The sequence below is a fragment of the Aliikangiella litoralis genome (assembly GCF_052495765.1).
This window is the reverse complement of record NZ_CP199292.1, coordinates 810,741-826,518: the sequence shown is the minus strand read 5'-3', so window position 1 is coordinate 826,518 and position 15,778 is coordinate 810,741. Positions and strand designations below refer to the sequence as shown.

General features: G+C 37.7%; 12 protein-coding genes. 2 read left to right on the top strand and 10 right to left on the bottom strand.

Annotated features, from left to right (window positions below; translation table 11 throughout):
• Positions 1 to 27 precede the first annotated feature (27 nt).
• The 3 genes from ACT5E3_RS03555 to ACT5E3_RS03545 form a co-directional block, all read right to left on the bottom strand.
• Complete coding sequence (locus tag ACT5E3_RS03555; RefSeq protein WP_444996934.1) at positions 28 to 366, bottom strand: DUF2149 domain-containing protein; 339 nt, start codon at positions 364 to 366, stop codon at positions 28 to 30.
• Positions 353 to 934 (bottom strand): MotA/TolQ/ExbB proton channel family protein, encoded by a 582-nt coding sequence (locus ACT5E3_RS03550; protein WP_444996933.1) that lies wholly within the window; start codon positions 932 to 934, stop codon positions 353 to 355. Before ACT5E3_RS03550 ends, ACT5E3_RS03555 begins: the two co-directional genes overlap by 14 nt.
• A gap of 74 nt (positions 935 to 1,008) precedes the next feature.
• Entirely contained in the window at positions 1,009 to 3,210 is a 2,202-nt protein-coding gene (locus ACT5E3_RS03545) for a TonB-dependent hemoglobin/transferrin/lactoferrin family receptor (protein WP_444996932.1), read from the bottom strand.
• Positions 3,211 to 3,975: 765 nt separating this feature from the next.
• Between ACT5E3_RS03545 and ACT5E3_RS03540 the strand changes: the two genes are divergently transcribed.
• Both ACT5E3_RS03540 and ACT5E3_RS03535 read left to right on the top strand, forming a co-directional pair.
• Positions 3,976 to 5,007, top strand: a complete 1,032-nt coding sequence (locus ACT5E3_RS03540; protein WP_444996931.1) for a GNAT family N-acetyltransferase — start codon at positions 3,976 to 3,978, stop codon at positions 5,005 to 5,007.
• 6 nt (positions 5,008 to 5,013) lie between these two features.
• Positions 5,014 to 5,928, top strand: a complete 915-nt coding sequence (locus ACT5E3_RS03535) for a PIG-L deacetylase family protein (protein WP_444996930.1) — start codon at positions 5,014 to 5,016, stop codon at positions 5,926 to 5,928.
• 190 nt (positions 5,929 to 6,118) lie between these two features.
• Here ACT5E3_RS03535 and ACT5E3_RS03530 read toward each other — a convergent pair whose 3' ends face one another.
• The 7 genes from ACT5E3_RS03530 to ACT5E3_RS03500 form a co-directional block, all read right to left on the bottom strand.
• On the bottom strand, positions 6,119 to 6,709 hold the full coding sequence (locus ACT5E3_RS03530; RefSeq protein ID WP_444996929.1) for a hypothetical protein: 591 nt from the start codon (positions 6,707 to 6,709) through the stop codon (positions 6,119 to 6,121).
• 472 nt (positions 6,710 to 7,181) lie between these two features.
• Positions 7,182 to 8,696, bottom strand: a complete 1,515-nt coding sequence (gene tnpC / locus ACT5E3_RS03525) for an IS66 family transposase (protein WP_444996928.1) — start codon at positions 8,694 to 8,696, stop codon at positions 7,182 to 7,184.
• 66 nt (positions 8,697 to 8,762) lie between these two features.
• Positions 8,763 to 9,119 carry an IS66 family insertion sequence element accessory protein TnpB gene (tnpB, locus tag ACT5E3_RS03520; protein WP_444995285.1) on the bottom strand — a complete coding sequence of 119 codons (357 nt, stop codon included), beginning with the start codon at positions 9,117 to 9,119 and terminating at the stop codon, positions 8,763 to 8,765.
• Positions 9,116 to 9,412, bottom strand: a complete 297-nt coding sequence (tnpA, locus tag ACT5E3_RS03515; protein WP_444995284.1) for an IS66 family insertion sequence element accessory protein TnpA — start codon at positions 9,410 to 9,412, stop codon at positions 9,116 to 9,118. Before tnpA ends, tnpB begins: the two co-directional genes overlap by 4 nt.
• A 460-nt stretch (positions 9,413 to 9,872) precedes the next feature.
• Positions 9,873 to 10,328 (bottom strand): hypothetical protein, encoded by a 456-nt coding sequence (locus tag ACT5E3_RS03510; protein WP_444996927.1) that lies wholly within the window; start codon positions 10,326 to 10,328, stop codon positions 9,873 to 9,875.
• A 14-nt stretch (positions 10,329 to 10,342) separates the two neighbouring features.
• On the bottom strand, positions 10,343 to 11,554 hold the full coding sequence (locus tag ACT5E3_RS03505; RefSeq protein WP_444996926.1) for an RHS repeat-associated core domain-containing protein: 1,212 nt from the start codon (positions 11,552 to 11,554) through the stop codon (positions 10,343 to 10,345).
• Between the two features lie 12 nt (positions 11,555 to 11,566).
• On the bottom strand, positions 11,567 to 15,475 hold the full coding sequence (locus ACT5E3_RS03500; RefSeq protein ID WP_444996925.1) for an RHS repeat domain-containing protein: 3,909 nt from the start codon (positions 15,473 to 15,475) through the stop codon (positions 11,567 to 11,569).
• Positions 15,476 to 15,778: the final 303 nt, after the last annotated feature.

Here is a 15,778-nt window from a genome sequence, read left to right as displayed (position 1 = left end):
ATTATTCCTCGGATGTTTTTTTAATTATTAGTTAGTCGTGGATTTTTCCAATTTTTCGTCAGGCTCAGGAACGTAAACAATTGAGCCATCTTGCAGTCGATATGCAACGCCCGCTCTCACGCCATCACCACTACCTATTTTTCCCTGACTTTGATAAGTTTCGATCTTTTCCCCTTTTTTAATGATCATCAGCATATCTGGTTGACCAGCATTTTTAATGACCGTAACATCTTCTTCTAAAAAAGGATTTAACGGATTTTGTGCGATAGCAATTAACAAAGCAGCAATTAATACCAAAAACACATCGACCAAATTAACAACAGACAAAGCGGGGTTAATTGACTCATCTTCTTCAAGCAGCTTCACTGATAGGTACCTCAGCAACTTCTCGCTTACTTTCAACTAGTAGTGGCGTAATAGCGACTAACTCTTTAGCTAACCATTTTTTCTTTTCATTCGCGATCCAAAATGTAATTGAGGCAATCACCAACCCAAAAATAACTGCTGAAAATGCTACAACTAAATTTTCTGAAATACCTTGGATATTGCCATCAGCTAAACTTTTAAGTGCGGGTCCCATTGGGATCATGGTAGCGATAAGGCCCAGCATTGGTGCAAGCCGACTAACCGATCTAACGGTTTGTAATATTTCTAATGCAGCAACATCCAGTTGATCTTTAGATAAATTTGGATGGCTATGAGCAATTTCAATTAATGGATAGCCTTTTAAATTAAGATGTGATGCTCGACCAAGTGGAGACTTAGTCGCCTCAATGTACTGATGCCGACCTCGTCTACGTTGCCATATTTGAAATATAAACTCACCGCTGGCATATAAACTATAACCAAATAATAGGATTAACAGTATGATTACCGGAGCCATAAAAAAGTCCGATAACTCATACATTAAATGTTCTAATGCTTGAAGGTTCATAATAATCTCCTAAACCTTTAAATTGATTTCAACTAACACTCAAAGCTCTATTTGCCAGCAAAAATATTGAGGCCTCAAAGCTGCCAAGTTAAATTAATACGATATTCACGACCTGGTTCTTGGGCATTAGCTATCGAAGATAAAGAATCAGAACTTAAGCCTTGAATATTTGCCCATCGAGCATACTTTTTATCAAAAATGTTAAAAACGCCTAATCTCAATTTGAGTGCATTGCTAATGTTATAATGGCCAACCCAATCTAAAAGTTGATAACTTTTTGCTATAGCATCGCCTTCCTGCTCAACTTTATCTTTTTTATCAACTAGTGTTATTAGGGTTTCATAGCCCCAATGACTTCCTTCGTAACCGACTCCAACAATTGCAGAAATAGGCTCAACTTGATTAAGATAAGTATCAGTTTCTTTATCTCGACCTTTCGAATAAGCAATAGAATTTCTAATTCTCCAGCTATCTTTCAATTTCCAGGTTCCAGTAAATTCAGCACCATAGATACGCACGCTTCCTAGGTTAGTATCTTGATAAAGGTTTATTCCATTTTGCTCACCAATAAAGTTACTCGAAATAAAATCTTTGAAGTGATTGTCATACAAAGCAAAAGCTAAATAATTACTGCCTAGGCGAGATTTAAAACCTAATTCATAGCCCTTACTGGTTTCTGGGCGCAAATCGGGATTAGGGACTGTTGCATAGCCAAAGCCTAAATTAATAAATGCTTGATTGGCTTCATCATAACTGGGAGCACGAAACCCTTCTGCATATTGAAAAAAAAGTGAACTGGTATCTGACAAGTCATAGATCAATCCCAGGTTAGAAGATATTTCGCTTTCATTGGTCGATTTAATATCAAAACCTAAATCAACGATGCTTTGTAAACCTTGCGTGTTAGCGTCCATCTTAAATTGATCAAAGCGAATACCAGGAATTAATGTGAACCCGCTGTCCCCAATGGAAATTTCATCCTGAATAAAAATTCCAGCACGTGTGGTTTCTGTATCAGGAAAAGTTTTATTGGGAAATACTTCCGGTGGTGCCATTGGATAAGCTCGTATAGCACAAGTTGTCGTGGTTGTTACAGTATCAGTTTCACAACGATGACGAGGACGCTCTGTATCGACAACTTCATAATTGATGCCGTAAACTAAACTATGAGTGACATTATTTGATGAAATCGTTTTATAAAAGGTCGATGATAAACCTTGAACGTTTTGGTTAAATTCAAAATCGGATATTCTTTGTGTCGACGTATTATTGCCAAATGGCGCGTAATCGAAAGAAAAACTATTCGCTCGTAACTGACGAGTATTTTGTAAACCATCTGTTTCTTGAAAGAATACACTCGTCACTATTTTTTCTGATACAGCAGAGTCGCCTAACCATTCATGCTCTAAACTAAAACGAATACGTTGATTGTCATCAAGTCCACTGCTCGGCAACTGCGGAGTTGCCGGATTTGTTAACTCGTATTTGATATCTTCAGCAAATGAATCAAGCGCCAAACTCAGTTTGTTATTTTCATTTGGTCGATAAACTAACTTAAAAATAGCACCTGTTGATTCACCTTCTTGTGGAGTAAGACTACCTTCTCCTTTCACACTGGACTCATTAAATTCTCTCCCAGTGACTTGAAACATATAACCCCAACTGTCTTTATGGCCAGCGATTGTAAATCCCAATTTTGCCATTTCGTTAACATCTGCATAGGAAGCATTAAGGCGTGTGTATACAGAAGTATCATCAGTAACATAATCGATTGGATCTTTTGAGGTCAGCAATACTACTCCGCCTAATGCGTCTGCACCATAAAGCGCCGATGCCGGTCCTCTAATAATTTCGATTGCTTTGATATCATCCAATTCATAGCCATCATTACCATATGCACTGGGGCCTGCTGAGAATACATCCTTACTTTTAACACCATCAATTAACATTAAAACCCGTTTGCCGTCCATTCCTCGAATAATAATGCCTTGATTACCACCACGGTTGCGAGTCTGCATAGATAGCCCCGGCTGGTATCGAACAACATCATCCAAATCTTCAGCCAGTTGTTTTTCTAACTCCTCACTGTCAATATGAGTAACCGTTCCTGCCACATCTTCTACCTCTCTTGGTAGTCGGGTTGCGGTGATTAACATAGTTTGTTCAACAACTGAATCATCACTTTTATCTTCATTTGCTGTTAAATTAAAACTGGTTGACAATAGTATTGTTGTCGCAATAAAACTGAGCACAGATGGAGTTTTATCAGTTTTCATTTTATTCTCCAATATCGATAGCCTTTAAATTATCGCAAATGATAATTATTATCATTAAGATTTGCAACAATAATTTGGGAAAAAGCGGAATGCTCCTTATGCTGTACTTTCTATTGGTTTGTTATTTAAACTGATTAAATTGTTTAAGGAGGGTCAACATAGGGACATGTTTTGCTGAGTCAATTCTATTAAAGGAAGCTCTTGGAACATAGAGTACTAAAACTTTTACAACTCTTAATGAAGAAACAAGATCTTCTTCCCCCAAAGAATATGTGTGAGCATTTCAATTTGGGGTAGTAATAAGCCGTGGTCTATTTCGATAGGCGCAATTGATGATTTCAGTGTTTGCCGATTTTTAAAAGATAAATTCTGGATAAATGGTTATTCACCATAAAGTTTTCAAAACGAGGTAGCTTGTCTGTCATTTCAACAGCTGAAGTACTGACAGTATTTACAATATTCAATGCGCCGTACTGGGATATTTAGAAGTTAGAGCTAAGCTTTGATAAAGAAGATAATATGGCTATTACTCGTCAGAATATTACCTGATTTATAAACTACCCTGCATTTATAGTTGTATCTACAAAGCGGTTTACGAAGTAAAGCGCATCTCTCTATTCACCCCTATGAATAATGGAGAAAAAATTGCTTTGTTTTTTTCGACAATTGATAACGGCCATAATAACTTGATATCTGATTATATATTTGTTAGAACTGAACAATAATTAATTGCAGTCATCAAATAAATATGGAGAGTTTTTTAACTTGAGCATTTCAGGCTTAACAATTGATGAAGAAAGCGTCGATGATTACCCCACAATAATGTCACTTTTTACAAATGCATATCATAAACCATATCCTCTTGAAACTTATCATTGGTGGCGAAATCTTAATAGCCAAACTCTGTCAAACTCACTAGGTTGTAATTCTCCCAATGGCCTGGTAGCTCGAATTGACGGAAAACCTGTAGGATATGTTGCAATTCGGTTACGCAACTGCTACTGCGACCATAAGCTTAGTGTAGCAGGTGAGTTGGGAGAGTTAATGGTTGATAATTCAATTCGAAGGAAAGGCATTGCAGAAGCGCTATGTAAGCATGTTGTAGAACATTTATCATTGTGGAAAATTGACATTATTTATGGAATTGCCAATTTTAACACTTACCGATTATTAATTAACTCAGGAATGCAAGATCGCTTTACCTTTGGACGCTGGGCATTAGTAAGAAATAAGCCTAAATACTATTTTTCAAAAGTGCAAAACCGCATTAATCATTATCTAAATCGAAAACATACAAACTCGACTGTTTCACCGTTAAAAACAGAGTTTTTAGAATCTTTCTCGACACAACAATTTCCAACAACATTAAATTATCAATTCGACTACAATTTAATAGTAAAACGCTCAATAGAATATTGGCTAGCTCGATATGCGCATTCGCCGAAGACTTACTTAATGAATAACACTAAATTCGGCGCTTATGTTATTAGATTAGACTATTATGGAAATATGATTAATGCCACTTTAATGGACCTTATACCGAGCCCTAAAACATCTGAAAAAAATCTATCTGATTTACTTCAGCATTCAATAGATTACTCTTGGTCTGTTGGGGCAAATTATTTTGAAGTAAGAGCAATCGAAAACTCTACTCTACAGTCGGCCATACAAAAATCAAAGCTATCCCGCCAAAAAGGAGATTATCAAGTTTTATTAGCTACAGTAGATCAATCATTATTACAATCAATCACCTCCGATGAAGTATGGTTCACAAGTGGAGACTTCGATGTTGGATAGCAAACAATGAAGCATATTAAACATCTTATAAAGCTATTTTTAATTACGAGTTTGAATTTCTTTAATATTTCAATCGCAATTTTTATTGGAATTAGTAGATATATATTTAGAGAAAAATTTCACGTTAAGCTCATTGATGCGAAGAGTGCATTTGATTTAAAAGCTGGAGATTCTGTTTTGGTATTAGCGCCTCACCCAGACGATGAGACAGCAGGTATGGGTGGAACTATTAGTCAGCTTTTAGATAACGACATTACGGTGACAGTAGCATTATTAACAGATGGCTCTAAATCTAAAGCTGAAAAACTTCAATGTATTAATTCACAAGAAAGAGCAGCTACTCGACGTAAAGAATTCAACAATGCAACAAAATTGTTAGGTGTCGATCAAACATTCTTTGGCTCAATGGAAAAAGAAACTGCTGAATGGCCATCACCACAACAATTAGAGTCACATGTTCAATCCTTAATAGACAAATTCAATAACTGTAATGTTAAAATTATTTTTACACCGCCTTCATTTGATTTTCATCCACATCATCGTGCGACATCAACAATAGCAAAAAAATTAGCGTCATCTTTAAAATCACTTCCCAAAGTAATTTGTTACGAAGTACAAGCGCCATTTAATTCATATCAACCTGATTATTGGATTAAACTTAATCCTCTAGATAAGCAACGAAAAGCAAAAGCTCTCAAAGCGTATACATCTCAAATTCATACATTAAAATCAGTAAAACGTCTTAATAATTTACGCCAAAGTTTATCCCTTTCTTCAGCGCCAGTAGAAGTTTTTACGAACATTGAAAAATTAGTTGATGAAAATGCATTAGGGCACGGAATGTTTCCGTTACCAACCTATGATATCCCCTTACTATTCCGTTCAAAGTTAAATTACAATGCTAGATATTCACCAAAATAATCCATAGCATATTAGTGCTTCTTTAGTATTTCAAGTACATATACTTTTAGTTCTGTAGTAGAGTTTAATATCCTAAAGTTTGATATGCAATAGCAATCAATGGGGTCACCCATTGGTTCAGAGAAATTCTCTTAGGGGGCCTCAATTCAGCGCTTAGAACATTGTAAAATAGGATTACCCCTTACTCCTTTTAAAAGTTATGAAGTTCTTTTTCCTTCTTAAACTTTTCATATAAAAGTATGCCACGTTCAACATCCTCAATACTCACTCCTGAAAAATGCATATACCTATTTTCATCATATAATACTATTAACAAATATTCTTCAGCCTTTTTATGATTGATTCCTACTATAGTCATAGTAAAGTCTTCAAACACTTTAACAACACTACTTAAATTATTGATAGTAAGCTTTAATTTTTCTATATCTTTTTCAAGGCAAACCTTACAATCTCCAACATTCCCAATTTCAATATCGGCAAATTTATGAGGCTTATTTTTTTTAAATATTTTTTCAAAGTATTCCTGATATACTCCACAATAGTTTGAGTAAATCAACTTTCCTTCTTTAAGACTTCTAGATGTATTAAGTGAAAAACCTGAAGGTAGCCAATAAAGCCCCTTAAAGATATCTACTGACGTAGCCAATTCGCTTTTCATACAAAAATCGTAATATTTTTTAATAGCAAGTATTGCCTCTTCTTTACTATCATTTGCATTAGAACTGCCACTAAATAAAAGTATGGCTATCAGAAAAACTTTAAAAACAGATGCTTTTATCATAAATCAATCCCCCTCACATTACCGACCAATTTAATTAAATTTTTTGGCTCCATTACTCCTGAATAACTAGAATGAAAAATCATCTGTAGCACGGTAGGTTGGGTTCGTTTTTTGAACCCAACGAAAACAAGGAAAGGCTGGTTTAAAAAATATAAATCATTTTTTATTAAACCAACAAACGTTAACAGCCTTTCAATTAAATGATTCTTTTCAACCAATAATGTTGTTGGGTTGATAAAGCCAACCCAACCTACCGGGCTTGAAGCAGACCCATATAACAAATGGTGTTGCAACCAAATTCCAAATAAGCAAAACTTTCAAAAACCTATATATACATATATATCAATTTGAAAAGCATCTAAAAAAACATTTGCTCCATAAATCAATATTACAATCGATATATATGTAATATACATTATGATGGGAATAGAGTTCACCCAAAGTAAGCGTCTGCTAATTCCACCTAGCGATTTTATCTATTGTTAAAATTCCAAGGCATTAATGCTTCAATGTTGGTGGTCGCTCTCGGTAACTCAGTCAGCAGATAGTTCAGATAATCAAATGGAATGAGTCCATTCGCTTTAGCGGTTTCAATCAGACTGTAAAGTGTTGCACTGGCTTGTGCGCCTCTGGCGGTATTGGCAAATAGCCAGTTTTTACGCCCAATGACCAGCGGTTTAATAGCCCGCTCAGCCCGGTTGTTATCAATATTCAGTTGGCCATCTTCAGTGTAGCGAATGAGTTTGGGCCATTGATTCAAACTGTAAGCAATGGCTTTGCCTATCGCGGATTTCGGTGGGACTTGTAGGGCAGATTTATCCAGCCACGTTTTAAACTGATTGAGTAGCGGCAGAGCTTTTTCCTGCCGCTGATTCAATTTTTCATCGGACGATAGTGCCTTGATTTGCGTTTCAATCCGATACAGCTTTTTGATGTGGCTAATGGCCCAGTTAGCTTTACCGGTTTTATTTTTTCCCTGGACTTTTTCTGCCTCAATAAACTTACGTCTAGCATGGGCCCAACAGCCCACGAGTTTGGCTTGGGTTTGTTCATAGCCCGCATAGCCATCCGCTTGCAAATAGCCTTTAAAGTCCTGCAAAAAATCAACAGCGCACTGCCCACGACGACTGGCTTGATAGTCAAACAACACCATATTCGGTATCCCATTATCTTGAGGCGAGTCAGAGCCTGTGCAGTAAAGCCACATATAGCATTTAACTTTATCCTCACTAATCACATTCAATGTCGTCTCATCTGCCTGGATGACGGGTTGTTGTAACATCAATTCATGCCAACGTTCAATAATGGGTTTAAACAATTCAGCACACTTTAACATCCATTCACTCAGAGTTTTGCGGTTAAGTTCAACACCGTGTTGCACAAAGAGTTGCTCTTGTCGATAAAGCGGCAGGCTATACTGGTACTTGCTGGTTATCACCTGACTCAACAAGGAAGGCGTGGCCATACTCTTCGGAATGGGACTGACTGGTACGGCCGCTTGTTTGATGCTAACTTGCGTTTCTTTTTTCTCACAAGTCCGGCAACTATATTTAGGGCGAACATGTTCAATCACTTTAATGCTCGCTGGAATAAATTCTAACTGCTCACTTTTATCTTCACCCATTCGGTGAAGCTCACCACCACAACAATCACAAACTTTTTCTTCATCAGCTATGTCATGAATAATCACTTCTCGCGGTAAATCTTGCGGGAGCGGCTTTCGTTTGGGTTTATTGCGAGTGTAACTGATACTCTCTTTTTCTGGCTCAATACCCTCATCAGCAATTTGCTCCGCTTCATTAAATAAGTCTAACTGTTCTTCGTGAGCTTCACTGCTTTGACCAAATCGCTTGTGTTGCGCCAGACGAAATTGTTCTAATAAATACTGATTTTGAGCCATGAGCTGTTTATTTTTCTCACGCTCGGTCAGAAGCAGCGCTTTGAGCGCTGCCATATCATCAGGGAAAATATCTGGTGAGTGTTTCATGGCCGACAGTCTAACAGAGTTGACGGCCCGGTAACCTAATTGACGATCAGCGGTTGATTTTTTTGATCAACGGACCCTTTCAAATGTGATAGCTTGATGGCCTTGCATTCGACTAATATCTAGCCCGGATAATAACCAACACCACTGTTGCTCGGTTAAAGCCATCATGGCCTGAGAATGTTTTTTCGGCCACTTGAATTTCTCTTTTTCCAGACGTTTATACCATAAGGCAAAACCGGTGTTATCCCAGTAAAGCACTTTGAGTTTATCTCTCGCTTTATTGCAAAAAACGAATAGCGCTTCACTGAAAGGTGAGAGTGCCATCTCCTGCTCCACTATCACCGTTAAACCGTTTATTGATTTGCGAAAATCCACCGGGTCTCGATGCAGATAAATCAACTCGAAATCGGTTGCGGATTTCATACTAATGCCTTAACAAGCTTCGCTAACCAGTTGGCCTCTACTGAATCGGGTAAACTCAATTGCAGCTCTCCAACTTTCATTTCAATCTGTGTCGGTCTTGACTTGGGACGATTCACTCGGATAAATGACTGAGTACCTTGGAGCCGCTCGGCTTTCCAGTTTAAATCCAGCTTCCGCTTGCTGAAGTATTTGGCACACAATCGATTCTCTCGACAAAAAGCGGCTGCCGTTAAACCACTTTCATCGTGTTGTTTAAATAATGACAACCATTCTTGCTCGCTACGTTTGTTCATCTTAAAGTCTCCTGAATTAAAAAAACTGAAGACTTTAAGCTTTTAAAATATCTTCACAAGGTGGGGATAACTAGATGTTCACCACCCAAAAATAATATAACTTTATAAAACTTTTCAGTTTTCTATTTATCATCAATATACTTTTCTACGGTACTACTAGCGCGGTAGGTTGGGTTCGTTTTTTGAACCCAACGAAAACAAGGAAAGGCTGGTTTAAAAAATATAAATCATTTTTTATTAAACCAACAAACGTTAACAGCCTTTCAATTAAATGATTCTTTTCAACCAATAATGTTGTTGGGTTGATAAAGCCAACCCAACCTACCAGGCTGTAGCGGCCCCAATAGCCAACATGTAACCGACAACAAAACAATTAAGAATAACTTTAAGGTTTCTCTTTTTCTTTAGAGTTAATGACATTCGTTCATTCAAATCTGTGAAGTTAGTTATTTCAATTATTTTAGCGCTGTAAAATTTCCTTAGCCTTTTGGGTGTATGGTAAATGACTAAACCCATAAAACAGCCATTCACCATTGAAATAAATAAGTGTAACGCCAAATCTGACAAGGTCTTTTTTCTCAAAATCGGCAACAACAATATAATTTGCCATCAATACTGCCTTCCCTAACTCCTTAGACTCAATTAACTCCCCGCTAGAATATTTAATAGCCTTAAGTATTCCATATTCCCTAATAAAGTTTCCTAGCCCATCCAAATGTTTAGTCATTACATTACCGCCACGATGCTTAGCATATGATTTATCAGCAAAATAAATCTTATCAACTTCCGTAAATACTTTTATTAAAAACGTATCTACAACCTTACCAGCACGGTACTCTGCTAGCCACTTACTTTCAGCCGCAAATAACCCTAAAATCAATATAAATAATATGACGATAATTTTTTTAATATGCATAGCTATCCAATAACTCACTTTTCATCATTTTGATATAGTTGCGAAGGATCAGTTTTTTTGTCAAGAGATTTGTTATATTTTGCTTTTGCTTCTCGTACCATTCCATAGGCAGACTGTCCATGTACAGCCTTAAATTTAGCCTTATTTTCTTTACTCAGTCCATCATAAACCTTGGTAAACTCTTCAGGCGATGTACTAAAATCCCCTTTCCAACTAGATTCACGTAGCCCTTGAGCTTCCAACTTAGTATCAATTTCAACAACAGAACTCATATCAGCACCATCACCTTTTGGCCCAGTAGGCGTATTCAAAAATTTCTCTTTAACTTCGTTCTTAATAACCAACCCAGTAAGCCCTTTAATAGATTTAGCAGCATACTTATTAGCTTTGTTAGAAGCATACTCTACCTTACTAGTTTCCAACTTGATATTCAGCCCCCATTTGAGCTGTTGGTCCCCAATTGTTCCCGTATATCTCTGAACAGCTGTAATAGAAACTTCTCCATCTGGATCAACATACTTATACGGATTATTATTCCCATAAGTATACCGATTAAAATTATGAACATTATCAAATCCTACAGGATCATTACTATAAAACCGTCCAATCAACGGATCATAATACCTAGCCTGCATATAAGTCAGCTCAAGCTCTTCATCTTCCAGATGTCCGGTAAAACCAATCCCTTCTTTCTTACCTTCCAGGCGTTTACCAAAAGGCTCATAATGTGAACGAGAAACCACCGACGCGGCAGTATCTGTTTCAACTGAAGGTGATCCTAAAAAGTCGGTATGTTGATAAGTAATTTGTTCATTAATGACCAATGATTCAATTAACACAACAGGCAGACCACATTGATCACTTGCATTACAAGCTCTCACGCTGACCTGATTTGTACCCAGTGGAAAACTTGCATAACGTAGCTGTAAACCGGTTACTTTAACAACAGTTTTCTTGCCATTTTCGTCAGTAATAATGACTTCATAATAAGTGGCATCATTCACCTCAGACCAACTAAAATCGTAACCGTTATCTATCCCCATCGCTTCATCAGCAAACGTCTGACTCACACTAGAAACAACCGGTATAAAAATAGTGATGTCACTCACACCAATAGGTACCAACACCTGCTTACTTTCATCATATTCAGCCGCATTTACAGATGAATTAACAACAACTGCACAAAGCAAAAATAAGCTAACTAATAATTGATTTAAAATTTTCATATTCTTGCCCTCCTAGTTATTTGACACTGTGCCACGATGAGCAGCTTGTGCGACTAATTGTTTACCCAGATAAATACTATCAACGTGATCACCATTCGGTTTCTGTCGATACATTAACTGACCCGCCTGATTGTAAACGGTGTAATGAGTACCATCGGACTTAACCTGTTTTATACGCCGATTATGGCCATCATAAACATAAGTAATCCCTTTAGCAGAAACCATTTGATTCGCGCGATTAAAAGTTAATCCGTAACGACCATTGTTGGTTACATTACCTCGTCCGTCATAACCAAAAGTATAATTAAACGCACCGCTCACAGAGGCTAATAAATTTGAATTATCATAATGATAATCAATCACTTGACTCCCTTGTGTTTTCTTTAAAATATTGCCTAGATCATCGTAATTAAAACTAGCAGTACCCCATTTTCCGTTAACACTTTTTAAACGGTTTAAACCATCGTAACTAAACGCTGATAAACTATAAGAAGAATCAACACCGTCAACTAAATCATTAATGTTATCTACTAAATCATACGAAGGGTCTAAAGAAAGAATAGGTGTACTACCATAAGTATCATTGATTAAATCAACTCTTCCTGTAGTGTCTAAAGCAACGGTTCTCTTTGTACCATTACCGTAGGTCATTGTTTTTATCTGACCATTCGGATGATAAATGGCCGCGCTTGCATAAGTGCCTGCTTGAGTGGGTTGACCTAAGGCATTCGGTGCAAAGGCCACTATTCTTTGTGAAGGATATTTCACTTCAGTCAAGTGACCTAAGGCGTTGTAACTGTAATCCAAAAGGAAGTTTTTGCCATCAACCGTGAGTTGTTCAAAATCTAAATTACCCGCACTATCATAAGCATAATTCCAAACATTAGCGCCTGTTGCTAATTGGGTTAACGCCCCATTTTCATCATAGGTGTAAACTCTGTCCGGTGCACTATCCGGATAGTTTTCTAAGGCAATCACATCCAGATTATCATAACTCATCTGCGTTTTTTCACTGGCTAACACACTCGATGCATCACAAGTGGTACTCGAACCGGAGGCATTTTCAGCGCCCCAAACCATTTGTCGTTGCGCATTGTAGCCATAAGCCGTATTACCCGTTTCCGGTCTGACTTTTTTACACAGTTGATAATAACCATCATAAAAACGTTTTTCAGTTATCCCGCCTTGCGTAATCGTTTCTATCTGACCGAATAAATTATAACTCATGCTCGTGGAGACATTTTCCGGTGATTCAATGAGCGTGGCTCTCGATTGACTGGGTGCACCAAACGCTTGATATTTTGTGGTTGTTTGATTGTTTTCTGCATCCGTCACACGTACTTTATTTTGTGCCAGATAACTATAACTCGTGGTCGCATTATCGGTATTACGCGTCACTGATGTGGTTCGCCCCAATGCATCATAAACCGTTTGCGTCCCTTTATCGGCAGTTAAACTGCTTGAAGGAAATGATGCAAAGGTTTTTCGGTTTTGAAAATCATAAGCCGCTCGATGATAGCGAGTGGTGGCCGTATTCGTTTTATCCAGTTCACGCGAAAAAACTAATCGGAACAAACCATCATGATAATTTCTTTTTTCAAAATCACCTCGGGTAATGGTTTGTTTCATTTGACCCACTTTAACGCCGCTGCCGCTAATCCCATCATCCGCAGTGGTCACCGTTTGATAGCTAATGGTGGTATCCGCCCACTGAGTATCAACCGGATCAACTTTGGTTAGCCAACCAACCGCGTTATATTGGTAGTTGGTTTTATTGCCTTTGAAATCCGTGGTGCTTTTAGTGGTGCCATCATCGTTGATTTCGAGTAAGGCGATTGTGGTATTGCTGGTACTGCCATTGGCGGTACTACACGCTGAATTTTTTGAGCAAGGCAAAGTGATTTTTTGTGCTTTACCGCGTTTGTAATTCTCATAAATTTCATAACGATTACTACCGTTATAATCAATTCGTTTCACATTACCATCGGCATGGTAGTCTGTGTTTTGACTTATCCAACGTCCCATGATTTTGCTTTGATAAGGTAAGGATTTTTTACTCCCGCTAGTGTAATAACTGGTTTCTTTATAAGTCACCCAATTGATATTATCACTGGACGCTTTTCTTAATGTCGGTAAGTTTAAAATCCAATTGCCGTGGTCTTGTAAGTAATCCACTTGCAGATAACGCGCTGCTGATAAAGTATTTGATTCCTGCCACTTTTCCACCGCACCGTATTTGTTAAACTGCGTATTGGTGGTGTAGTATTTATCATTATGAACATTATCAATGATGGTGCGTTTGGCTAAGTTAGCGCGATATCTAAAAGGAAGTGTATTGTCAAACTGCATTGAGGGATTACCAATCATCTCATCACTTTGTTGATAGTCATTAAGCACCGTTTGCAATAGGGTTGTTCCATCCGTATCAAAGTACTCGGTGGCCATATTCTGTCCATCAAATGCGCTTCGCCAATCACGGTTGTAGTAGTAACGCATTTTACTCCCATCCGGTGAAGTCACGGTGGTGGTTTTATAATTCACCGCGTCAACCCCCGCAGGTAAATTAGTGATGTTAAGCTTTTCCGCTGCGCCTGGAGTTTCATCGTCGAAATTACCTTTATTACTCGAATAGGAATAAAGCCATTGCATTTCGTTAATTTGTGGTCCAGTCAATGTTTTCTTAATGACTGAAAAGTTGGCAAAACATTTTGGCAACGCCCATTGCGCAGGTTCAGAAGTCCGGATCTTAGCCACATAACTACGACCATGGAGTGTTTCTTTTAACGAGTAAGTCCCCTTAGCACCATCAGGGTGAGTAATCACACCAATAATGGTATTGGGGTTTGGCCCTGAAAATTGACAATTCATATTGCCTTGTGAAAGGACTTTGGAGTGACCAATACTATAAAGCCCATAATCCCAAAAGCGGCCATCCGGTAACACCACTTTTTTTAAGGTTTTCTCCCATTGACTCCCTGTATATTGATACGTCCAGCTTTTGCCATTGGCGGTCACTTGCGTGATTAACTTTGAATCATCGGGGTTGGTGTAAGACAAGGTAATCAAACGACCATCATTGGCTTGAATAGCGGTCAATCGAGCACTGGTATCATAATGATAGTTAACCGTATTTCCAAATCGGTCTTCGACTTTGGTCACCAACATAAAAGCTTCAAACTTAAAGCCTTCTTTCGGATTATTTGGCACACCGGGTAAAATTTTGAGTTGTGCAAAAGTATAAACTTTTCCATCCGGTGAATGCGCTTTAAACCCTTCACCCACTTGTGTGCCTGCTGAGTCATATCTTGGAATACATTCAATCCGCCAATTACTTTTAGTCACTCGCCGATATTTAATTTTGTCACCAGGTTCTTCCATTAACACATCGAAGGGTTCGAGTAATTTATCATTTGCCACGCCAGGAATATTCAGTGAATCCCCATTCCAATATTGGTAGCTATCCATTAAATTGCCACGGAAAGTCGTAGGCCCTGGATTTAACGGACCTGAGCATTCTTTATTCTCTCCCCACGAGCCCGTCATACCAAAACCTTTTCGATAGAGTGAAGTATGAATATGAGGAATATCCAATTGCCAATCGCCTAATTCTGCTTTGTTCATATACACATATTGTGCGCCTCGAAAAACACGTCGTAAGGCAACTTCTAAATTGGAATTACCGGGGATTGAAATGTCGGTTTGATGAAAACTGATTGAGCCCGAATTCATGTCAATTCGTTCACCTAACAAATCAACAGTATGTGGGGTAATGTCTTCGGAGACTTTTAAGCGCGCTAATATATTTTTATCGGCGGTTTTATCAAACTCTTCGACGGGGTCATCGGGAGCAGCGGTGAGTGAAGCCACAGTGGTGAAAAGACTAAAGCTTAATGTTAAATAGACTAATTTCCTGATCCGCATAAAATTTCCTATATTAGAAATAAAATAATCAAACCGCTTTGTTAAAAGCTTATATAAAATAAAAATCGACCGTCAGCTTAAAATAGATTATATTTAAAATCAATGCTGCTAATTGTTTTAATCTTTCTTAAAAAAGTTATCGATTAATTCAAACAGCATTATGTCAGCAAACAAAAATAGCAGATAGCAATATTCGGACAATTAATAATAAAATTCAGACATTATCAAAAATTTCAACTGGCTAAAAAACTCAACCAGTTAAAATTAGACTATGACAAAAAATGGCATTGTGTCAGCCAAAAA